Origin of the sequence: Streptococcus sp. 3613 (assembly GCF_013277375.1) — a bacterium.
Classification (GTDB): Bacteria; Bacillota; Bacilli; order Lactobacillales; family Streptococcaceae; genus Streptococcus; species Streptococcus pseudopneumoniae.
This window is the reverse complement of the sequence record NZ_VMMV01000045.1, coordinates 1-21,089: the sequence shown is the minus strand read 5'-3', so window position 1 is coordinate 21,089 and position 21,089 is coordinate 1. Positions and strand designations below refer to the sequence as shown.

The window sequence follows — 21,089 nt, the reverse complement described above, 5'->3', positions numbered from 1 at the left end:
GAGAGTGTATGAGATATTTAACTGCAGGAGAATCACACGGACCCCGTCTGACAGCTATCATTGAGGGAATTCCAGCTGGGCTTCCTTTGACAGCTGAGGATATCAATGGCGACCTTAAACGCCGTCAGGGTGGCTACGGCCGCGGTGGTCGTATGAAAATTGAGAGCGACCAAGTTATCTTTACTTCGGGCGTTCGCCACGGGAAGACGACAGGGGCGCCTATTACCATGGATGTCGTCAATAAGGACCACCAGAAATGGCTGGACATCATGTCTGCAGAGGACATTGAAGACCGCCTTAAAAGCAAACGAAAAATCACCCATCCTCGTCCAGGTCATGCCGATTTAGTTGGGGGCATCAAGTACCGTTTTGATGATTTAAGAAATTCTTTGGAGCGTTCATCAGCTCGTGAAACCACCATGCGGGTAGCAGTGGGGGCAGTGGCCAAACGCCTCTTGGCTGAGCTGGGTATGGAGATTGCTAATCATGTCGTGGTTTTTGGTGGCAAGGAAATCGATGTTCCTGAGAATCTCACAGTTGCTGAGATTAAGGAAAGAGCTGCCCAGTCTGAAGTATCTATTGTCAACCAAGAACGGGAACAGGAAATCAAGGATTATATTGACCAAATCAAACGTGACGGTGATACCATCGGTGGGGTTGTGGAGACAGTCGTTGGAGGTGTTCCAGTTGGTCTTGGTTCCTATGTCCAATGGGACAGAAAATTGGATGCAAGATTGGCCCAAGCAATTGTTTCTATCAATGCTTTTAAAGGGGTGGAATTTGGTCTTGGATTTGAATCTGGTTATCGTAAAGGCAGCCAAGTCATGGATGAAATTCTCTGGTCTAAAGAAGACGGTTATACCCGCCGTACCAATAATCTAGGTGGCTTTGAAGGTGGTATGACTAATGGGCAACCCATCGTTGTTCGCGGCGTGATGAAGCCCATTCCTACTCTCTACAAACCACTTATGAGTGTGGATATCGAAACCCATGAACCCTACAAGGCAACAGTCGAAAGAAGTGATCCGACCGCTCTTCCAGCAGCAGGAGTGGTTATGGAAGCCGTTGTGGCAACGGTTCTGGCACAAGAAATCCTTGAAAAATTCTCATCAGACAATCTAGAGGAATTAAAAGAAGCGGTAGCCCAACACCGAGATTATACAAAGAACTATTAAGGAGTTCCTATGGCAAAAACAATCTATATCGCAGGTCTTGGTTTGATTGGTGCCTCTATGGCGCTTGGTATCAAACGCAATCATCCAGATTATGAAATTTTAGGGTATAATCGCAGTCAAGCTTCGAGAGATATTGCCTTGAAAGAAGGCATGATTGACCGTGCAACGGATGATTTTGCCAGTTTTGCTCCTCTGGCAGATGTCATTATCCTCAGCTTGCCAATCAAACAAACCATTGCTTTTATACAGGAGTTGGCAGGTTTGAACTTGAAAGAAGGGGTCATTATTTCAGATGCTGGTTCGACCAAGTCAGCTATTGTAGACGCAGCGGAGAACTATTTGGCTGGCAAGCCTGTTCGCTTTGTCGGGGCTCATCCCATGGCTGGTAGTCACAAGACAGGGGCTGCTTCTGCGGATGTCAATCTTTTTGAAAATGCCTATTATATCTTTACACCTTCGAGGCTGACAAGTCAGGACACGCTTGAGGAAATGAAGGATCTGCTTTCAGGTCTTCATGCCCGTTTTATCGAGATTGATGCCCAGGAGCATGATTGTGTGACTTCTCAGATTAGCCATTTCCCTCATATTCTGGCTTCTAGTCTCATGGAGCAGACTGCGGTCTATGCTCAAGAACATGAGATGGTAAGGCGCTTTGCGGCCGGTGGTTTTCGAGATATGACCCGAATTGCGGAAAGCGAGCCGGGTATGTGGACCTCTATTCTCTTGTCCAATCGTGAGACTATTCTAGACCGAATTGAGGATTTTAAGGAACGTTTGGAAGCGATTGGTCAGGCCATTAGTAAGGGGGATGAAGAGCAAATTTGGAACTTTTTTAACCAAGCGCGTGAACAACGCCAGACCATGGAAATCCATAAGCGTGGTGGTGTGGATAGCTCTTACGACCTCTATGTTGACGTTCCTGATGAAGAAGATGTCATCCTGCGGATTTTGGAACTGCTACGTGGAACTTCCTTGGTTAACATCCACATCAACGAGGAAAATCGTGAAGATATTCACGGAATCCTACAAATTTCATTTAAAAATGCTCAAGACTTGGAAAGAGCCGAGCATCTCATAACAGAAAATACCGACCACACAGTCGTCATCAAATAAGGAGAAAAATATGCCTAAAATAGAGCTTAAATTCATATTTGGTGTTATCTTTATTTCTTTTATCTTACTTAGAGCTTACGCTGTTAAAAAAGATGTGAAAACTACTTCAGAAGCCAGTGTTGAGACAAAAAATGAACCATCCAACAAGGAAATAAGTTAAGAGAAAACCAATTCAAAGTATGTAGACGATAGAATTATTAATGAGTTTATCAATAGCTATAATCAAAATTCTAATAGCCCATTAGAAAATATCAAAAAAGGAAATATAAAAATAAAATATAAAAGTAAATATTTCGCATCAAGCTACGGATACTACTTGGAGCTTTTACATGCAAATGATACTGATAAAATCAATGTAACAATAAATCAGACAAATGAAAATAGTGAATCTGGTGTTGCAGGAATGAAAGAAGTATTTCATGATATTGTTAAATCGATTGAATCATCCTTATCTGATGATGAGATAGAGAACTATTTTGATAATCTTATGTCAAATGAAATAAAAACAGGTTCTAATTTAGGAACTTTGAAGATAGAGTATATACCAGATAAGGAATTAAGCAATGGACATTCAAGAGGTCATATAAAAGTGATTGCACAATAATAAAGACCACAGAGTGACTAGTAATTTAAAAAGAAATGAATAAGGAGAAAATCATGTCAAATATTTACGATAGTGCAAACGAACTCAGTCGCGGTTTACGCGAATTACCAGAATACAAGGCTGTTAAAGCAGCTAAAGATGCGATTGCAGCAGATGCTGAGGCAAGTAAAATCTTTACAGAATATGTTGCCTTCCAAGAAGAAATTCAAAGACTAGCCCAGACAGGGCAAATGCCAGACGCATCCTTCCAAGCGAAAATGGAAGGCTTTGGTAAACAGATTCAAGGGAACAGCCTCTTGTCAGAATTCTTTACTAAGCAACAACAATTGGCCATTTACCTTTCTGACATTGAAAAAATTGTTTTCGAACCAGTTTCAGAATTGCTAAAATAAGAAAAGAACTATCCTAAAGTCAGAATTTTTAAGGAATTTCTGGCTTTTTATGATAAAATAGGTAAAAGTATTGCAAGTATGAGGTCCAGTATGAAACTAAAAACAAACATTCGCCACTTACATGGCAGTATCCGCGTTCCAGGTGACAAGTCTATCAGCCACCGTTCCATTATCTTTGGAAGTTTGGCTGAGGGTGAGACCAAGGTTTATGATATTCTGCGAGGTGAAGACGTTCTTTCGACCATGCAGGTTTTTCGTGACCTTGGTGTTGAAATTGAGGACAAAGATGGGGTTATTACCATTCAAGGTGTGGGTATGGAAGGCTTAAAAGCTCCGCAAAATGCCCTTGATATGGGAAATTCTGGTACCTCGATTCGCCTGATTTCAGGTGTCCTTGCAGGTGCAGATTTTGAAGTAGAAATGTTTGGAGACGACAGTCTTTCCAAACGTCCTATGGATCGTGTGACGATTCCTCTGAAAAAAATGGGCGTTAGCATTTCGGGACAAACTGAGCGAGACCTGCCTCCTCTTCACTTAAAAGGGACGAAAACCCTAAGACCTATTCAGTATGAGTTGCCAATTGCCTCTGCCCAAGTCAAGTCAGCCTTGATCTTTGCGGCCTTGCAGGCTCAGGGGGAGTCAGTGATTATCGAAAAAGAGTGCACCCGTAATCATACTGAAGATATGTTGCAACAATTTGGTGGCCATTTAAGTGTGGAGGGCAAGAAAATCACAGTCCAAGGGCCACAAAAATTGACAGGACAAAAGGTGGTTGTTCCAGGAGATATTTCCAGTGCAGCCTTTTGGTTGGTCGCAGGTTTGATTGTTCCAAACTCTCGTCTAGTGCTGCAGAATGTGGGGATCAACGAAACGCGTACTGGTATTATTGATGTCATTCGCGCCATGGGTGGAAAATTGGAAATGACTGAAATTGACCCAGTCGCTAAATCTGCTACCTTAACTGTTGAGTCTTCAGACCTCAAAGGAACAGAGATTGGCGGTGCCTTGATTCCACGCTTGATTGATGAATTGCCCATTATTGCTCTGCTAGCGACCCAAGCTCAAGGAGTAACAGTTATCAAGGATGCTGAGGAACTCAAGGTCAAGGAAACAGACCGTATTCAGGTGGTAGCAGACGCCTTAAATAGTATGGGAGCAGATATTACTCCTACGGCAGATGGGATGATTATCAAAGGAAAATCAGCCCTTCACGGTGCTAGAGTCAATACTTTTGGAGACCATCGTATCGGCATGATGACGGCTATCGCGGCCCTTTTGGTTGCAGATGGAGAGGTGGAGCTTGATCGTGCAGAAGCCATCAATACCAGCTATCCTAGCTTCTTTGATGATTTGGAGAGCTTGATTCATGGCTAAGGTATTACTAGGATTTATGGGGGCTGGCAAATCGACTATTGCAAGAGGCTTGGATCCTAATTACCTTGATATGGATGCTCTGATTGAGAAGCGTTTAGGTATGTCCATTGCGGAATTTTTCGCGGAAAAGGGCGAAGCGGCCTTTCGTCAGGTAGAGTCAGAAGTCCTAGCTAATTTACTACAAACAGACCAAGTCGTGTCAACTGGAGGAGGAGTGGTTATTTCTCAGAGAAATCGTGACTTACTCAAGACTAATACAGATAACATCTACCTGAAAGCAGATTTTGAAACCCTCTACCAACGTATCGCAGCTGATAAGGATAATCAGCGCCCGCTTTTTCTAAATAATAGCAAGGAAGAACTTGCAGCTATTTTCCAAGAAAGACAGGTTTGGTATGAGGAAGTGGCTAGTCGGATTTTGGATGTGACCAAGCTAAGTCCGGAGGAAATTATAGAGGAACTAAGATGAAAATTGCTTATCTAGGTCCCAAGGGATCATTTTCACACCATGTTGTGCAGACAGCTTTTCCTAATGAGGAATTGCAGGCTTTTGCCAACATTACAGATGTCATCAAGGCTTATGAGCAAGGATTAGTGGACTATTCTGTGGTGCCAGTTGAAAACTCTATTGAGGGTAGTGTTCATGAAACCTTGGACTATCTTTTTCATCAGGCTCACATCCAAGCAGTAGCAGAAATCGTTCAGCCTATTCATCAGCAGTTGATGGTGGTTCCAGGCCATACTAAGATTGAAAAGATTTTTTCACATCCACAGGCCTTGGCTCAAGGAAAGAAATTCATCGATGAACAATATCCAGAGGCTCAAATCGAGGTAACAGCTAGTACAGCTTATGCGGCCCGTTTTATTTCCGAACATCCAGACCAGCCCTTTGCAGCAGTTGCACCTAGAAGTTCTGCTGAAGAATATGGATTGGAACTGATTGCCGAGGATATTCAGGAAATGGAAGCCAATTTCACACGTTTCTGGGTTCTAGGAGCTGAAAAGCCTTCTATTCCCTTGCAAGCACAAACTGAAAAGATGAGTTTGGCCTTGACATTACCTGACAACCTTCCAGGTGCACTTTATAAGGCCCTGTCGACCTTTGCTTGGCGAGGAATTGACTTGACAAAAATTGAAAGTCGTCCACTCAAGACAGCACTGGGTGAATACTTTTTCATTATCGATGTGGATTATACCGATAAGGACTTGGTCCACTTTGCCCAAAAAGAATTAGAAGCGATTGGAATCCAGTATAAAATTCTGGGTGCCTATCCTATTTATCCAATATCAGACCATGGAAAGGAGAGAAGATGAGTAAAGAAAATCCCTTAAGTCATCATGAGCAGTTGCGTTATGATTATTTGCTAAAAAATATTCATTATCTCAATGAGAGAGAAAAAAATGAGTTTGCCTATTTGCAAGAAAAGCTAACTCTTGCTAGGGGAAATAGTAGCTCTAGCTTGGAACAAGAAAGAGAAGAGCAGGTTGACTTACCAAGCTATGCGAACCGGAGTCGCTCACAATCCAAATCACAAGCACTCTCTTTCCCTCCAAAAAAGAAAAGACGGAAGCTCCGTCTTAAACGAATTTTTATGGTGATTTTTTCACTTTTGGTCTGTGTGGCTTTGGCCATGGTATTCATGTTTTTGCGTGGTTACCAAGATGCTAGCGCAAAGAAAACTGCTGATGCTAAGGCAGCACAGGTTCAAGTCTTTAATGGTCAGGACACTAGAGATGGAGTTAATATTTTGATCATGGGGACAGACGGTCGAATCGGTCAAAATAGTGTTGAGACACGAACTGACTCTATTATGGTATTAAATGTCGGGGGCTCAGATAAGAAAATGAAGCTAGTCAGTTTCATGCGTGATAATTTGGTCTATATAGATGGTTATAGTCAAGTGATTAATGGTAGAAAACAGACAGATAACAAGTTAAACGTAGCCTACGAGTTAGGAGAACAAGAGGGGCAAAAAGGGGCAGAAATGGTTCGCCAAGTCTTGAAAGATAATTTTGACTTGGACATTAAGTACTACGCCTTGGTTGATTTCCAGGCCTTTGCCACAGCGATTGACACGCTTTTCCCTGATGGGGTGACGATTGATGCTCAATTTTCAACATTGAATGGGCGTCCCCTAACAGAAGCTACAGTCGGAGATGATTTATATGCTACCGAGACTGAGTCTCCAACCCAAACCATTAAAGTCGGAAAACAGCAGATGAATGGCTCGACCCTGCTCAATTATGCTCGTTTCCGTGATGATGATGAGGCGGATTACGGCCGTACAAAAAGACAGCAACAAGTTTTAACAGCAATTTTAGAGCAAATTAAAGATCCCACTAAACTTTTCACTGGTTCTGAAGCTCTTGGAAAGGTTTTTGCTATGACCTCAACCAACGTACCCTATACTTTCCTCCTAACAAACGGTTTATCTGTTTTGGATGGAGCAAAAAATGGTATTGAAAAATTGACGATTCCAGAACTGGGTGACTGGGTAGATGCCTATGATGTTTATGGAGGCTTGGGCTTGCTGGTTGATCAAAACAAATATCAAACCAAGCTCGCTCAAATGGGCTTGAGATAAGATAATACTCAATGAAAATTAAAGTGCAAACTAGGAAGCTAGCCGCAGGCTGCTAAAAACACAGTTTTGAGGTTGTAGATANNATACCTACGGCAAGGTGAAGCTGACGTGGTTTGAAGAGATTTTCGAAGAGTATAAGACAGAAAAATCAAAGTTTGATAGCTATTTGGATAGCAGTCAGGCTTTGATTTTTTACAGTCTGCAATAGATTTTCACCCCTTGTTTGTGGTATAATGAAACGATACGATAGAAAGAATAATGAACAATATGACTGATTTAAAAGCAATTCAGGCTCGTAGTCTGGAGATGGCTGAATATTTTGTGGCCTTTTGTAAAGAACATGATTTGCTCTGTTATCTCTGTGGCGGAGGCGCTATTGGTACCCTTCGAAACAAGGGATTTATTCCTTGGGACGACGACCTAGACTTTTTTATGCCTCGTAAAGATTATGAGAAATTAGCAGAATTATGGCCTCGTTATGCAGATGAACGTTATTTCTTGTCAAAGAGTTACAAGGATTTTGTTGATCGTAATCTTTTTATTACCATTCGTGACAAGGAAACCACCTGTATCAAGCCTTATCAGCAGGATTTGGATTTGCCACATGGTCTGGCCTTGGATGTTTTGCCTTTGGATTATTATCCGAAAGATCCAGCTGAGCGGAAAAAACAGGTTCGTTGGGCCTTGATTTATTCACTCTTTTGTGCGCAAACTATTCCAGAAAAGCATGGTGCTCTCATGAAATGGGGAAGTCGCATTTTACTGGGTTTGACTCCAAAATCTCTCCGTTATCGCATCTGGAAAAAAGCTGAGAAAGAAATGACTAAGTATGATTTGGCTGATTGTGATGGCATTACAGAATTATGCTCAGGTCCTGGCTACATGAGAAACAAGTACCCAATCACATCTTTTGAAGACAATCTTTTCTTGCCATTTGAAGGAACAGAGATGCCTATTCCAATCGGCTATGATGTCTATCTCAGAACTGCTTTTGGGGATTATATGACGCCTCCACCAGCAGACAAGCAGGTACCGCATCATGATGCTGTCATCGCTGATATGGATAAGTCTTATACAGAATACAAGGGAGAATATGGTGGCTAAGAAAAAAATCTTATTTTTTATGTGGTCTTTTTCTCTTGGAGGTGGTGCAGAGAAGATTCTATCAACCATTGTTTCAAATCTGGATCTAGAAAAGTATGATATTGATATTCTTGAAATGGAGCACTTTGACAAGGGATATGAATCTGTTCCAAAGCATGTACGCATTTTAAAATCCCTTCAAGATTATCGCCAAACCAGATGGTTACGAGCTTTTTTGTGGAGAATGAGAATTTATTTTCCAAGACTGGCTCGTCGTTTGCTTGTAAAAGATGATTATGATGTTGAAGTTTCTTTTACCATTATGAATCCACCACTGTTGTTCTCTAAAAGAAGAGAAGTCAAGAAGATATCTTGGATTCATGGAAGTATTGAAGAACTTCTTAAGGATAGCTCTAAAAGAGAATCACATAGAAGCCAGTTGGATGCTGCGAATACAATTGTAGGGATTTCAAAAAAGACCAGCAATTCTATCAAGGAAGTTTATCCAGATTATGCTTCTAAATTACAGACAATCTACAATGGATATGATTTTCAGACTATTCTAGAAAAATCTCAAGAGAAGATCGATATCGAGATTGCTCCTCAAAGTATCTGTACTATCGGACGGATTGAGGAAAATAAGGGTTCTGACCGTGTAGTGGAAGTGATACGATTATTACACCAAGAGGGAAAAAACTATCATCTCTATTTTATCGGGGCTGGTGATATGGAAGAGGAACTGAAAAAACGAGTCAAAGAGTATGGGATTGAGGACTATGTACATTTCCTTGGTTATCAAAAAAATCCTTATCAGTATCTATCTCAGACGAAAGTTCTCTTGTCTATGTCTAAACAAGAAGGTTTTCCTGGAGTGTATGTGGAGGCCTTGAGTCTGGGACTCCCTTTTATCTCTACGGACGTTGGAGGGGCTGAGGAATTATCCCAAGAAGGACGATTTGGACAAATCATTGAGAGCAATCAAGAGGCAGCTCAGGCGATTACTAATTACATGACTTCTGCCTCAAACTTTGATGTCGATGAGGCTAGCCAATTCATTCAACAATTTACAATTACAAAACAAATCGAACAAGTAGAAAAACTATTAGAGGAGTAGCATGGAAACTGCATTAATTAGTGTGATTGTGCCAGTCTATAATGTGGCGCAGTACCTAGAAAAATCGATAGCTTCCATTCAGAAGCAGACCTATCAAAATCTGGAAATTATTCTTGTTGATGATGGTGCAACAGATGAAAGTGGTCGCTTGTGTGATTCAATCGCTGAACAAGATGACAGGGTGTCAGTGCTTCATAAAAAGAACGAAGGATTGTCGCAAGCACGAAATGATGGGATGAAGCAGGCTCACGGGGATTATCTGATTTTTATTGACTCAGATGATTATATCCATCCAGAAATGATTCAGAGCTTATATGAGCAATTAGTTCAAGAAGATGCGGATGTTTCGAGCTGTGGTGTCATGAATGTCTATGCTAATGATGAAAGCCCACAGTCAGCCAATCAGGATGACTATTTTGTCTGTGATTCTCAAACATTTCTAAAGGAATACCTCATAGGTGAAAAAATACCTGGGACGATTTGCAATAAGCTAATCAAGAGACAGATTGCAACTGCCCTATCCTTTTCTAAGGGGTTGATTTACGAAGATGCCTATTACCATTTTGATTTAATCAAGTTGGCCAAGAAGTATGTGGTTAATACTAAACCCTATTATTACTATTTCCATAGAGGGGATAGTATTACGACCAAACCCTATGCAGAGAAGGATTTAGCCTATATTGATATCTACCAAAAGTTTTATAATGAAGTTGTGAAAAACTATCCTGACTTGAAAGAGGTCGCTTTTTTCAGATTGGCCTATGCCCACTTCTTTATTCTGGATAAGATGTTGCTAGATGATCAGTATAAACAGTTTGAAGCCTATTCTCAGATTCATCGTTTTTTAAAAGGCCATGCCTTTGCTATTGCTAGGAATCCAATTTTCCGTAAGGGGAGAAGAATTAGTGCTTTGGCCCTATTCATAAATATTTCCTTATATCGATTCTTATTACTGAAAAATATTGAAAAATCTAAAAAATTACATTAGAACGGGGGTGACCAAGTGATTGATGGGAAACGATTATTATTTAGTTTGACCATAGTCAGTTATGCCTTGACGCTAGTAAGTGGAATTGTGTATCTGTTTAATAATAATAATGTTAGCTTACTTTCTACTTTATTGTTCTTGTTGGTTAGTAGCTTAATTGCTTGTTGGAATGATATCAAGTATTACTTAATCCATTTTATTTTCTATTTAACCATTTTTGTATTTCTGGTATCAAGACCGACCATTGATTATTTTAGGGATGGTGCTTTGGATACCTATCATCCAATAGCCTATCGTTTTGCCTTTATAGTTGTCATGGTTTCGATTCTGGGCTTGACCACAGGAGGCATTCTGGCTCGTTACTTCATAGCTAGGAAGAAAATAAAAGTAGCAAATATAGGAAATTCTCTAAAAGAGGTTTATATCAAGCGGTTACGCTTTGTATCACTAGGAGTTTTTCTTCTAACCTATCCTTTCTATTTCATTCGGTTATTTGAACGGCTCTTGTATCGTTTGCAGACTTCCTACTATGCCTACTATGCAAATTTTGAAAGTAAACTGCCTTATTTTACCTACATTTTGTCTACCTTTACGGTCTATGCAATGTGTATGTATCTGGCAACCAAGCCAAAGAAATTGCAGGCCACAGCAGTGCTTGTCTCCTTTATTGCAGCTAATACTATTCATTTGGCAATTGGGACACGAAATCCCTTTATTTTAAGTATTTTATTTGCTTTTGTTTATTACTTTATGCGGGAGCAAACTGAAAAAGGAAAATGGATTGGGTTTAAAGAAAAGTTAGCGATTTTTGTAGGTTCTCCTATTCTCATGTTAGCGATGGGAGTACTCAATTATGTACGGGATAATGTCCAAGTTTCTCATACAGATTTCTGGGATATCTTACTTGACTTTATCTATAAACAAGGAACTAGTTTTGGCGTTCTGGCTCGAGGTTTTCTATTTAACAGTAGCCTACCTTACAGAGATTTCCGTAATTTTACTTTTGGTCCTGTTCTTGATTATTTTGCAAGGGGAAGTTTGGGGGCCATTTTCGGAGGAAAAGCCTTTGAGCATACAACCAATAGTGTAGAGCTAGCTATTGATAGTAATAGTTATGCCCACAATCTATCCTATCTTGTTTTGAACAAGGAATATTTGAAAGGACATGGTATCGGAAGTAGTTATATCATGGAGTTGTATACAGACTATGGTATGATAGGAGTCTTTCTACTTAGTCTCTTGCTAGGTATGTTATTCATAGCCATGCTGCAAGTAGCCTATCGTTCAAAAACAATCCTATTTGCCTTGTCTTTACTCATCTTGAATAATCTATTCTTTATGCCTAGAAGTAGCTTTTCAGAAAGTTTCTTCAATTTATTTACAATGCAATTCTGGGGAATTGTTCTTGTGATTATATTTGTAGCAAAAATGCTTACAAAAGAGAACCAGTATCTACTAAACAAAGGAGAAAAAAATCATGTTTGAACATTATTCAGTAGCTGATTTATTTGCAAATCTTTACAAAAAACGAAAAGCAAATATTTTAGCTCTCATCGCTTTATTTGCTCTCATTGCTGTACCATTTACAATTAAAGCAGTTAGGAATAAAAACACTGTCAAAGATACAACAAGTTATTCAACTTATCTTAGCTATAAAATCACTCCTCCAGAAGACTCAGCTAAAACAATTTTGAATCATCAAATTGGTGGTTATAGTGATTTTTATGGGAAATTGATTGATGGTAATTTGAATGGAGCTTATCTTTTCAATGATGTAGAACCCAGTGAGTTGAAAAAAATTGCCAGTGAATTAGACACGACAGAAACAACCTTGAAAAATTCAACGAATGATTATTGGTGGAAAAAATTGACCGTCTACTATATGATTGACGATGCAGGGGTTGGTGTGAAAATTTTGACATCAAGTAAAGATGCTAATGATTTGTTAGAGCGAAAAATTGATGGATTGATTGAGAAATTTAAACACACTTTTGCAAATGTAAAAATTGAAAAATTGGAAACCATCAACTCTAAAGAATTGAATGCAAATGGTGAGACAGCACTTGGATTGAATGTGAAAAACTTGATTCTCCGTTTAGCTGTTATTGGAGTAGTTTGTGTGATTTTGGTTGTGATGGGGAATGTATTGATTTATCTCTTTAATCCAACAATCAATAGAGCAGGTGATTTTTCTCAGTATCAAATTGATTTTGTAACAGAGATTACAACAATTGCTAACCTAGCAGATGTCTTGTCATACAAAAATGCTGGACAAGAATTAACAATCGTTAGCTCAAATAAAGCTATCCTAGATAAATTGAAACAGAGTCAAGAGGCTTTAAAAGGAATGCATTTTGTAGATTTACAGGATGTATCATCTCTTTTGGAAAGAGATACAGTCCTTCTTGTTGAAGAGTACGGAGTGACTCGTTATAAGAAATTTGAACAAAGTCTTCAAATTCTTAGAAACTTAAATCGTTCTATCCTCGGTGTAGCAACCTTTAAACTGTAAGCTTTCTGATGTATTAGGTCTTCAAAGTCGAACAAGAAGTTTGATTTTGAAGGCTTTTTCTATCTGTCTGCAGAAATTTTCTCTTGGAGTCTCCTATAGAAAGACCCTAGGGAAAATCTATCCGTATAGAGGAGCCTTCTTTTGATAAAATCGTAAAAATCTAGTATAATAGATAGAACTGAAAGTATGAGGTTACTAGCAATGAAAATGAAACAAATTAGTGATACAACTTTGAAAATCACGATGTCTTTAGAGGATTTGATGGATCGTGGCATGGAGATTGCTGACTTTCTTGTCCCTCAAGAAAAAACAGAAGAGTTTTTTTATGCTATCTTGGATGAGTTAGAGATGCCTGATAGCTTTCTAGATACAGGTATGTTGAGCTTCCGTGTGACTCCAAAACCTGATAAGGTTGATGTCTTTGTAACCAAATCAAAGATTGACCAAAATCTAGATTTTGAAGATTTATCGGATTTACCAGATATGGAAGAATTGGCTCAAATGTCGCCAGATGAGTTTATTAAAACCTTAGAAAAGAGCATCGCAGACAAAACTAAGGATGATATCGAAGCGATTCAATCTTTAGAGCAAGTCGAAGCCAAGGAAGAAGAGCAGGAGCAGGCTGAACAAGAAGCTGAGAGTAAGAAAGAACCTTACATCTACTACATCCTTTCTTTTGCTAAGTTGGCTGACTTGGTGGCTTTTGCTAAGACAGTGACTTTTGAGATGGAAACTTCTGAACTCTACAAGATGAATGAGCGCTATTATTTGACCATTTTAGTGGATATTGAAAATCATCCAAGTCCATATCCAGCTTGGCTGTTGGCCCGTATGCGCGAGTTTGCGGACGATAGTGACATCAGTCGTTCAGTCTTGCAGGAGTATGGCCAAGTCTTGATGAATCACGATGCAGTGACCAATCTGCAAAAGATTGGATAATCACTTCTGGAAAATTATTTCTAGATTTTAGGAAGAGCGAATCATCAGATTCGTTTTTTTCTTTTCTAGACTGAAATAGTGATTTACTATGATAGGAATTTTCACAAAATTCTGTTATAATGGCTATATTAGAAAATTTCGAGGAGATAAAGATGACAGTTAAAATTGCTTTACTAGGATTTGGTACCGTTGCAAGTGGTGTGCCTTTCCTCCTAAAGGAAAATGGAGAAAAAATCAATCAATCAGCACATTCAGAGATTGAAGTTGCTAAGGTATTGGTCAAGGATGAAGATGAAAAGAATCGCTTACTTGCAGCAGGGAATGACTTTAACTTTGTAACCAATGTGGATGATATTTTATCAGATCAAGACATTACAATCGTAGTGGAATTGATGGGGCGTATCGAACCTGCTAAAACCTTTATCACTCGTGCCTTGGAAGCTGGAAAACACGTTGTTACTGCTAACAAGGACCTTTTGGCTGTCCATGGCGCAGAATTGCTAGAAATCGCTCAAGCTAACAAGGTAGCACTTTACTACGAAGCAGCAGTTGCTGGTGGGATTCCAATTCTTCGTACTTTAGCAAATTCCTTGGCTTCTGATAAAATTACGCGCGTGCTTGGAGTAGTCAACGGAACTTCCAACTTCATGGTGACCAAGATGGTGGAAGAAGGCTGGTCTTACGATGATGCTCTTGCGGAAGCACAACGTCTAGGATTTGCAGAAAGCGATCCGACGAATGACGTAGATGGGATTGATGCAGCCTACAAGATGGTTATTTTGAGCCAATTTGCCTTTGGCATGAAGATTGCCTTTGATGATGTAGCCCACAAGGGAATCCGCAATATCACACCAGAAGACGTAGCTGTAGCTCAAGAGCTTGGTTACGTAGTGAAATTGGTTGGTTCTATTGAGGAAACTTCTTCAGGTATTGCTGCAGAAGTGACTCCAACCTTCCTACCTAAAGCGCACCCACTTGCTAGTGTGAATGGCGTAATGAACGCTGTCTTTGTAGAATCTATCGGTATTGGTGAGTCTATGTACTACGGACCAGGTGCGGGTCAAAAACCAACTGCAACAAGTGTTGTAGCTGATATTGTCCGTATCGTTCGTCGTTTGAATGATGGTACTATTGGCAAAGACTTCAACGAATATAGCCGTGACTTGGTCTTGGCAAATCCTGAAGATGTCAAAGCAAACTACTATTTCTCAATCTTGGCTCTAGACTCAAAAGGTCAGGTCTTGAAGTTGGCTGAAATCTTCAATGCTCAAGATATTTCCTTTAAGCAAATCCTTCAAGATGGCAAAGAGGGTGACAAGGCGCGTGTTGTGATCATCACACACAAGATTAATAAAGCCCAGCTTGAAAATGTCTCAGCTGAATTGAAGAAGGTTTCAGAATTTGACCTCTTGAATACCTTCAAGGTGCTAGGAGAATAAGATGAAGATTATTGTACCTGCAACCAGTGCCAATATCGGGCCAGGTTTTGACTCGGTCGGTGTAGCTGTAACCAAGTACCTTCAAATCGAGGTCTGTGAAGAAGGAGATGAGTGGCTGATTGAACACCAGATTGGCAAATGGATTCCACATGACGAGCGTAATCTCTTGCTCAAAATCGCTTTGCAAATTGTACCAGATTTGAAACCTAGACGCTTGAAAATGACCAGTGATGTTCCCTTGGCGCGTGGTTTGGGTTCTTCCAGCTCAGTTATTGTGGCTGGGATTGAACTAGCCAACCAATTGGGGCAACTCGACTTGTCTGATCATGAAAAATTGCAGTTAGCGACCAAGATTGAAGGACACCCTGATAATGTGGCTCCAGCCATTTATGGTAATCTCGTTATTGCAAGTTCTGTTGAAGGGCAAGTCTCTGCTATCGTAGCAGACTTTCCAGAGTGTGATTTTCTAGCTTACATTCCAAACTATGAATTACGTACTCGCGACAGCCGTAGTGTCTTGCCTAAAAAATTGTCTTATAAGGAAGCTGTTGCTGCAAGTTCTATCGCCAATGTAGCGGTTGCTGCCTTGTTGGCAGGAGACATGGTGACCGCTGGGCAAGCAATCGAGGGAGACCTCTTCCATGAGCGCTATCGTCAGGACTTGGTAAGAGAATTTGCGATGATTAAGCAAGTGACCAAAGAAAATGGGGCCTATGCAACCTACCTTTCTGGTGCTGGGCCGACAGTTATGGTTCTGGCTTCTCATGACAAGATGCCAAGGATTAAGGCAGAATTGGAAAAGCAACCTTTCAAAGGAAAACTGCATGACTTGAGAGTTGATACCCAAGGTGTCCGTGTAGAAGCAAAATAAAGAATAGAAGATAGGATGGGGAAACTCTTGACCAGAGGGTTTCATATCCTTTTTGTGAAAAGAAGTTTATACTCAATGAAAATCAAAGAGCAAACTAGGAAGCTAGCCGCAGGCTGCTCAAAACAGTGTTTTGAGGTTGTGGATAGAACTGAAGAAGTCAGCTCAAGATACTGTTTTGAGGTTGCAGATGTGAGCTGACGTGGTTTGAAGAGATTTTCGAAGAGTATTAGTTAAAAACGTGATAAAGGAGAAATAAAGATGGCAGAAATTTATCTAGCAGGTGGTTGTTTTTGGGGCCTAGAGGAATATTTTTCACGCATTTCTGGAGTGCTAGAAACCAGTGTTGGCTACGCTAATGGTCAAGTCGAAACGACCAATTACCAGTTGATCAAGGAAACAGACCATGCAGAAACGGTCCAAGTGATTTACGATGAGAAGGAAGTGTCACTCAGAGAGATTTTACTTTATTATTTCCGAGTTATCGATCCTCTATCTATCAATCAACAAGGGAATGACCGTGGTCGCCAATATCGAACTGGGATTTATTATCAGGATGAAGCAGATTTGCCAGCTATCTACACAGTGGTACAGGAGCAGGAACGCATGCTGGGTCGAAAGATTGCAGTAGAAGTGGAGCAATTACGCCACTACATTCTGGCTGAAGACTACCACCAAGATTATCTCAGGAAGAATCCTTCAGGTTACTGTCATATCGATGTGACCGATGCTGATAAGCCATTGATTGATGCAGCAAACTATGAAAAGCCTAGTCAAGAGGTGTTGAAGGCCAGTCTATCTGAAGAGTCTTATCGTGTCACACAAGAAGCTGCTACAGAGGCTCCATTTACCAATGCCTATGACCAAACCTTTGAAGAGGGGATTTATGTAGATATTACGACGGGTGAGCCACTCTTTTTTGCCAAGGATAAGTTTGCTTCAGGTTGTGGTTGGCCAAGTTTTAGCCGTCCGATTTCCAAAGAGTTGATTCATTATTACAAGGATCTGAGCCATGGAATGGAGCGAATTGAAGTTCGTTCTCGTTCAGGCAGCGCTCACTTGGGTCATGTTTTCACAGATGGACCGCGGGAGTTAGGCGGCCTCCGTTACTGTATCAATTCTGCTTCTTTACGCTTTGTGGCCAAGGATGAGATGGAAAAAGCAGGATATGGCTATCTATTGCCTTACTTAAACAAATAAAACAGAGAGTGGGGCTTCCCACTTTCTTCATTTCTAGAATATGAATAGAAGGGATTTATGAAACACCTATTATCTTACTTCAAACCCTACATCAAGGAATCAATTTTAGCCCCCTTGTTCAAGCTGTTAGAAGCTGTTTTTGAGCTCTTGGTTCCCATGGTGATTGCTGGGATTGTTGACCAATCTTTACCTCAGGGAGATCAAGGTCATCTCTGGATGCAGATTGGCCTGCTCCTTATCTTTGCAGTAATTGGCGTTTTAGTGGCCTTGATAGCTCAATTTTACTCAGCAAAGGCAGCAGTAGGCTTTGCTAAGGAATTGACAAACGATCTTTATCGTCATATTCTTTCCTTGTCCAAGGACAGCAGAGACCGTCTGACAACTTCTAGTTTGGTCACTCGCTTGACTTCGGATACCTACCAGATTCAGACTGGTATCAATCAATTCCTGCGTCTCTTTTTGCGAGCGCCCATTATCGTTTTTGGTGCCATTTTTATGGCTTATCGAATCTCAGCTGAGTTGACTTTCTGGTTCTTAGTCATGGTTGCCATTTTGACCATTGTCATTGTAGGGTTATCTCGATTGGTCAATCCTCTCTACAGTAGTCTCAGAAAGAAAACGGACCAACTGGTTCAGGAAACGCGCCAGCAATTGCAAGGGATGCGGGTTATTCGTGCTTTTGGTCAAGAAAAACGAGAGTTACAGATTTTTCAAACCCTTAACCAAGTTTATGCTAGATTACAAGAAAAGACAGGTTTCTGGTCTAGTTTATTAACACCTCTGACCTATCTGATTGTCAATGGAACTCTTCTCGTTATTATCTGGCAAGGCTATATTTCAATTCAAGGAGGAGTGCTCAGTCAAGGTGCTCTCATTGCTCTTATCAATTACCTCTTACAGATTTTGGTGGAATTGGTCAAGCTAGCCATGCTGATCAATTCCCTCAACCAGTCCTACATCTCAGCTAAGCGAATCGAGGAAGTTTTTGCTGAGGCTCCAGAAGATATTCATTCAGAATTAGAACAAAAGCAAGCTAGCAGTGATCAGGTTTTACAAGTTCAAGAACTGACCTTTACCTATCCTGATGCGGCCCAGCCTTCTCTGAGAGACATTTCCTTTAATATGAAGCAAGGGCAAATCCTTGGTATCATCGGAGGAACTGGTTCTGGTAAATCAAGCTTGGTGCAAGTCTTACTTGGACTTTATCCAGCAGACAAGGGGAGTATAGACCTTTATCGAAATGGACGTAGTCCTCTTAATTTGGAGCAGTGGCGGTCTTGGATTGCCTATGTGCCCCAAAAAGTCGAACTCTTTAAGGGAACCATTCGTTCTAACTTGACTCTAGGTTTACATCAAGAAGTATCTGACCAGGAACTCTGGCAGGCCTTGGAGATTGCGCAAGCTAAGGATTTTGTTAGTGAAAAGGAAGGGTTCTTGGATGCCACTGTTGAGGCAGGAGGTCGAAATTTCTCAGGTGGACAAAAACAAAGGCTGTCTATTGCTCGCGCAGTCTTGCGCCAAGCTCCATTTCTCATCCTAGATGATGCGACCTCGGCCCTCGACACCATTACCGAGTCTAAGCTCTTGAAAGCTATCCGAGAAAATTTGCTAAATACGAGCTTAATCTTGATCTCTCAACGAACCTCGACTTTACAGATGGCTGACCAGATTCTCCTCTTAGAAAAAGGAGAGCTCCTAGCTATCGGCAAGCACGAGAACTTGATGAAATCTAGTCAAGTTTATCGCGAAATCAATGCATCCCAACATGGAAAGGAGGACTAGCATGAGACGACAAACTGCAAACCAGACGCTCACACGCTTGGCAAAAGATTTAGCAAGCAATCCCTTCCTCCTTTTCCTAGCCTTTCTAGGAACTATTACCCAGGTTGGCTTATCAATCTACCTACCTATCTTGATTGGGCAGGTCATCGACCAAGTCCTAGTGGCTGGTTCTTCACCAGTTTTTTGGCAGATTTTTCTCCAGATGATCTTGGTAGTTATAGGAAATACTCTGGTACAATGGGCCAATCCTCTTCTTTATAATCGCCTAATCTTCTCTTATACCAGAGACTTGCGAGAGCGAATCATCTATAAGCTCCATCGTTTACCGATTGCTTTTGTGGAGCGGCAAGGAAGTGGAGAGATGGTCAGTCGGGTAACCACGGACATCGAACAGTTAGCAGCTGGCTTGACCATGATTTTTAACCAATTTTTCATTGGTGTCTTGATGATTTTGGTTAGCATTCTAGCCATGCTGCAAATTCACCTCCTCATGACTCTCTTAGTCTTGCTGTTGACGCCACTTTCCATGGTGGTTTCACGCTTTATTGCCAAACGCTCCTATCATCTCTTCCAGAAGCAAACAGAGACAAGGGGAATTCAGACTCAGTTGATTGAAGAATCGCTTAGCCAGCAGACTATTATTCAATCTTTTAATGCTCAGGTAGAGTTTATCAAAAGACTGTGTGAGGCTAATGACAACTACGCAGGCTATTCGCAGTCGGCCATCTTTTATTCTTCAACGGTCAATCCTTCGACTCGCTTTGTCAATGCGCTCATTTATGCGATTCTAGCTGGAGTAGGAGCTTATCGTATCATGATGGGGTCAACCTTGACCATTGGGCGTTTAGTGACTTTTTTGAACTATGTCCAACAGTATACCAAGCCCTTTAACGATATTTCTTCAGTGCTAGCTGAGTTGCAAAGTGCTCTGGCTTGCGCAGAGCGCGTCTATGCTGTCTTAGAAAGTCCTGAGGTTGCTGAAACAGGCAAGGAAGTCTTGACCAGTGACCAAGTTAAGGGAGCTATTTCCTTTAAACATGTCTCTTTTGGTTACCATCCTGAAAAGATTTTGATTAAGGATTTATCTATTGATATTCCAGCTGGTAGCAAGGTAGCCATCGTTGGTCCGACAGGTGCAGGAAAATCAACCCTTATCAATCTTCTTATGCGTTTCTATCCTATTAACTCAGGAGATATCTTGCTGGATGGGCAATCCATTTATGATTATACACGAGTATCATTGAGACAGCAGTTTGGCATGGTGCTCCAAGAAACCTGGCTCAAGCAAGGAACCATTCATGACAATATTGCTTTTGGAAATCCTGAAGCCAGTCGGGAGCAGGTGATTGCTGCTGCCAAAGCAGCCAATGCAGATTTTTTCATCCAACAGTTGCCACAGGGATACGATACCAAGTTAGAAAATGCAGGAGAATCTCTCTCTGTCGGTCAGACCCAGCTCTTGACTATAGCGCGAGTCTTTTTGGCTATTCCAAAGATTCTTATCTTAGACGAGGCAACTTCCTCCATCGATACACGGACAGAAGTGCTAGTACAGGATGCCTTTGCAAAACTCATGAAGGGGCGCACAAGCTTTATCATCGCCCACCGTTTGTCAACCATTCAGGATGCGGATTTGATTCTTGTCTTGGTAGATGGCGACATCGTGGAGCATGGCAATCATCAGGATCTCATGGCTAGAAAGGGTAAGTATTACCAAATGCAGCAAGCAGCAGCTTTTAGCTCTGAATAAGCCATTCTCTTTTGAAAGTTTATGGACGAAAAAAGTTGCCTTCGGGTGACTTTTTTGTTACAATAGCTAGAAAAATTGTTCACTGTAATACTCAATGAAAATCAAAGAGCAAACTAGGAAGCTAGCCGCAGGTTACTAAAAGCACTGCTTTAAGGTTGTAGATAAGACTGA

21 protein-coding genes are annotated in these 21,089 nt (G+C 40.9%); all 21 read left to right on the top strand.

Annotated features, from left to right (window positions below; all coding sequences use genetic code 11):
• Window positions 1–8 precede the first annotated feature (8 nt).
• The 21 genes from aroC to HT708_RS05745 all read left to right on the top strand — a co-directional run bounded on the left by aroC (window position 9) and on the right by HT708_RS05745 (window position 20,918).
• Window positions 9–1,175 (top strand): chorismate synthase, encoded by a 1,167-nt coding sequence (gene aroC, locus HT708_RS05845; RefSeq protein WP_172926114.1) that lies wholly within the window; start codon window positions 9–11, stop codon window positions 1,173–1,175.
• A 9-nt stretch (window positions 1,176–1,184) separates the two neighbouring features.
• Window positions 1,185–2,288, top strand: a complete 1,104-nt coding sequence (locus HT708_RS05840; RefSeq protein WP_172926113.1) for a prephenate dehydrogenase — start codon at window positions 1,185–1,187, stop codon at window positions 2,286–2,288.
• 10 nt (window positions 2,289–2,298) lie between these two features.
• A complete protein-coding gene (locus HT708_RS05835; RefSeq protein WP_001124152.1) occupies window positions 2,299–2,448 on the top strand; it encodes a hypothetical protein in 150 nt (49 codons plus the stop codon).
• A 156-nt stretch (window positions 2,449–2,604) separates the two neighbouring features.
• Window positions 2,605–2,892 carry a hypothetical protein gene (locus tag HT708_RS05830; protein ID WP_000421417.1) on the top strand — a complete coding sequence of 96 codons (288 nt, stop codon included), beginning with the start codon at window positions 2,605–2,607 and terminating at the stop codon, window positions 2,890–2,892.
• A gap of 53 nt (window positions 2,893–2,945) precedes the next feature.
• Entirely contained in the window at window positions 2,946–3,284 is a 339-nt protein-coding gene (locus tag HT708_RS05825; protein WP_000065969.1) for a YlbF/YmcA family competence regulator, read from the top strand.
• Between the two features lie 90 nt (window positions 3,285–3,374).
• Window positions 3,375–4,658, top strand: coding sequence for a 3-phosphoshikimate 1-carboxyvinyltransferase (aroA, locus tag HT708_RS05820; protein ID WP_172926112.1), 1,284 nt, complete (start codon window positions 3,375–3,377; stop codon window positions 4,656–4,658).
• Entirely contained in the window at window positions 4,651–5,127 is a 477-nt protein-coding gene (locus HT708_RS05815; RefSeq protein WP_172926111.1) for a shikimate kinase, read from the top strand. The genes aroA and HT708_RS05815 overlap by 8 nt, the downstream gene beginning before the upstream one ends.
• A complete protein-coding gene (gene pheA, locus HT708_RS05810) occupies window positions 5,124–5,972 on the top strand; it encodes a prephenate dehydratase (RefSeq protein ID WP_000686437.1) in 849 nt (282 codons plus the stop codon). Before HT708_RS05815 ends, pheA begins: the two co-directional genes overlap by 4 nt.
• Window positions 5,969–7,243 (top strand): polyisoprenyl-teichoic acid--peptidoglycan teichoic acid transferase Psr, encoded by a 1,275-nt coding sequence (psr, locus tag HT708_RS05805; RefSeq protein ID WP_000032344.1) that lies wholly within the window; start codon window positions 5,969–5,971, stop codon window positions 7,241–7,243. Before pheA ends, psr begins: the two co-directional genes overlap by 4 nt.
• 258 nt (window positions 7,244–7,501) lie before the next feature.
• Window positions 7,502–8,347: a phosphorylcholine transferase LicD gene (locus HT708_RS05800; RefSeq protein WP_001062004.1), complete on the top strand. Its 846-nt coding sequence runs from the start codon at window positions 7,502–7,504 to the stop codon at window positions 8,345–8,347.
• Window positions 8,337–9,440: a glycosyltransferase gene (locus HT708_RS05795; RefSeq protein ID WP_000225877.1), complete on the top strand. Its 1,104-nt coding sequence runs from the start codon at window positions 8,337–8,339 to the stop codon at window positions 9,438–9,440. The genes HT708_RS05800 and HT708_RS05795 overlap by 11 nt, the downstream gene beginning before the upstream one ends.
• A gap of 1 nt (window position 9,441) precedes the next feature.
• The gene (locus tag HT708_RS05790; protein WP_172926110.1) at window positions 9,442–10,428 is read left to right on the top strand and encodes a glycosyltransferase family 2 protein; all 987 of its coding nucleotides are present in this window, start codon (window positions 9,442–9,444) and stop codon (window positions 10,426–10,428) included.
• A 15-nt stretch (window positions 10,429–10,443) separates the two neighbouring features.
• The gene (locus HT708_RS05785) at window positions 10,444–11,913 is read left to right on the top strand and encodes an O-antigen polysaccharide polymerase Wzy family protein (RefSeq protein ID WP_172926109.1); all 1,470 of its coding nucleotides are present in this window, start codon (window positions 10,444–10,446) and stop codon (window positions 11,911–11,913) included.
• Window positions 11,906–12,940 carry a hypothetical protein gene (locus HT708_RS05780; protein WP_000461506.1) on the top strand — a complete coding sequence of 345 codons (1,035 nt, stop codon included), beginning with the start codon at window positions 11,906–11,908 and terminating at the stop codon, window positions 12,938–12,940. The genes HT708_RS05785 and HT708_RS05780 overlap by 8 nt, the downstream gene beginning before the upstream one ends.
• 201 nt (window positions 12,941–13,141) lie before the next feature.
• Entirely contained in the window at window positions 13,142–13,879 is a 738-nt protein-coding gene (gene mecA, locus HT708_RS05775; protein ID WP_000782675.1) for an adaptor protein MecA, read from the top strand.
• Between the two features lie 152 nt (window positions 13,880–14,031).
• Entirely contained in the window at window positions 14,032–15,318 is a 1,287-nt protein-coding gene (locus tag HT708_RS05770; protein ID WP_050223267.1) for a homoserine dehydrogenase, read from the top strand.
• Window position 15,319: 1 nt separating this feature from the next.
• Window positions 15,320–16,189 (top strand): homoserine kinase, encoded by an 870-nt coding sequence (thrB, locus tag HT708_RS05765; protein WP_050207664.1) that lies wholly within the window; start codon window positions 15,320–15,322, stop codon window positions 16,187–16,189.
• A gap of 75 nt (window positions 16,190–16,264) precedes the next feature.
• On the top strand, window positions 16,265–16,387 hold the full coding sequence (locus HT708_RS05760) for a chlorohydrolase (protein WP_172926108.1): 123 nt from the start codon (window positions 16,265–16,267) through the stop codon (window positions 16,385–16,387).
• Between the two features lie 60 nt (window positions 16,388–16,447).
• Window positions 16,448–17,386 carry a peptide-methionine (R)-S-oxide reductase MsrB gene (gene msrB / locus HT708_RS05755; protein WP_000818203.1) on the top strand — a complete coding sequence of 313 codons (939 nt, stop codon included), beginning with the start codon at window positions 16,448–16,450 and terminating at the stop codon, window positions 17,384–17,386.
• Between the two features lie 57 nt (window positions 17,387–17,443).
• Window positions 17,444–19,168: an ABC transporter ATP-binding protein gene (locus HT708_RS05750; protein ID WP_172926107.1), complete on the top strand. Its 1,725-nt coding sequence runs from the start codon at window positions 17,444–17,446 to the stop codon at window positions 19,166–19,168.
• Window position 19,169: 1 nt separating this feature from the next.
• Window positions 19,170–20,918, top strand: coding sequence for an ABC transporter ATP-binding protein (locus HT708_RS05745; RefSeq protein ID WP_172926106.1), 1,749 nt, complete (start codon window positions 19,170–19,172; stop codon window positions 20,916–20,918).
• Window positions 20,919–21,089 lie beyond the last annotated feature (171 nt).

Excerpts from the sequence above, each read along its gene's own strand:
- aroC (WP_172926114.1), top strand. The coding sequence starts at position 9 with ATGAGATATTTAACTGCAGGAGAATCACACGGACCCCGTCTGACAGCT.
- HT708_RS05780 (WP_000461506.1), top strand. The coding sequence starts at position 11,906 with ATGTTTGAACATTATTCAGTAGCTGATTTATTTGCAAATCTTTACAAA.
- HT708_RS05800 (WP_001062004.1), top strand. The coding sequence starts at position 7,502 with ATGAACAATATGACTGATTTAAAAGCAATTCAGGCTCGTAGTCTGGAG.
- aroA (WP_172926112.1), top strand. The coding sequence starts at position 3,375 with ATGAAACTAAAAACAAACATTCGCCACTTACATGGCAGTATCCGCGTT.
- msrB (WP_000818203.1), top strand. The coding sequence starts at position 16,448 with ATGGCAGAAATTTATCTAGCAGGTGGTTGTTTTTGGGGCCTAGAGGAA.
- pheA (WP_000686437.1), top strand. The coding sequence starts at position 5,124 with ATGAAAATTGCTTATCTAGGTCCCAAGGGATCATTTTCACACCATGTT.
- HT708_RS05795 (WP_000225877.1), top strand. The coding sequence starts at position 8,337 with ATGGTGGCTAAGAAAAAAATCTTATTTTTTATGTGGTCTTTTTCTCTT.
- psr (WP_000032344.1), top strand. The coding sequence starts at position 5,969 with ATGAGTAAAGAAAATCCCTTAAGTCATCATGAGCAGTTGCGTTATGAT.
- HT708_RS05815 (WP_172926111.1), top strand. The coding sequence starts at position 4,651 with ATGGCTAAGGTATTACTAGGATTTATGGGGGCTGGCAAATCGACTATT.
- HT708_RS05770 (WP_050223267.1), top strand. The coding sequence starts at position 14,032 with ATGACAGTTAAAATTGCTTTACTAGGATTTGGTACCGTTGCAAGTGGT.
- HT708_RS05750 (WP_172926107.1), top strand. The coding sequence starts at position 17,444 with ATGAAACACCTATTATCTTACTTCAAACCCTACATCAAGGAATCAATT.
- HT708_RS05835 (WP_001124152.1), top strand. The coding sequence starts at position 2,299 with ATGCCTAAAATAGAGCTTAAATTCATATTTGGTGTTATCTTTATTTCT.
- thrB (WP_050207664.1), top strand. The coding sequence starts at position 15,320 with ATGAAGATTATTGTACCTGCAACCAGTGCCAATATCGGGCCAGGTTTT.
- mecA (WP_000782675.1), top strand. The coding sequence starts at position 13,142 with ATGAAAATGAAACAAATTAGTGATACAACTTTGAAAATCACGATGTCT.
- HT708_RS05840 (WP_172926113.1), top strand. The coding sequence starts at position 1,185 with ATGGCAAAAACAATCTATATCGCAGGTCTTGGTTTGATTGGTGCCTCT.
- HT708_RS05760 (WP_172926108.1), top strand. The coding sequence starts at position 16,265 with ATGAAAATCAAAGAGCAAACTAGGAAGCTAGCCGCAGGCTGCTCAAAA.
- HT708_RS05825 (WP_000065969.1), top strand. The coding sequence starts at position 2,946 with ATGTCAAATATTTACGATAGTGCAAACGAACTCAGTCGCGGTTTACGC.
- HT708_RS05790 (WP_172926110.1), top strand. The coding sequence starts at position 9,442 with ATGGAAACTGCATTAATTAGTGTGATTGTGCCAGTCTATAATGTGGCG.
- HT708_RS05745 (WP_172926106.1), top strand. The coding sequence starts at position 19,170 with ATGAGACGACAAACTGCAAACCAGACGCTCACACGCTTGGCAAAAGAT.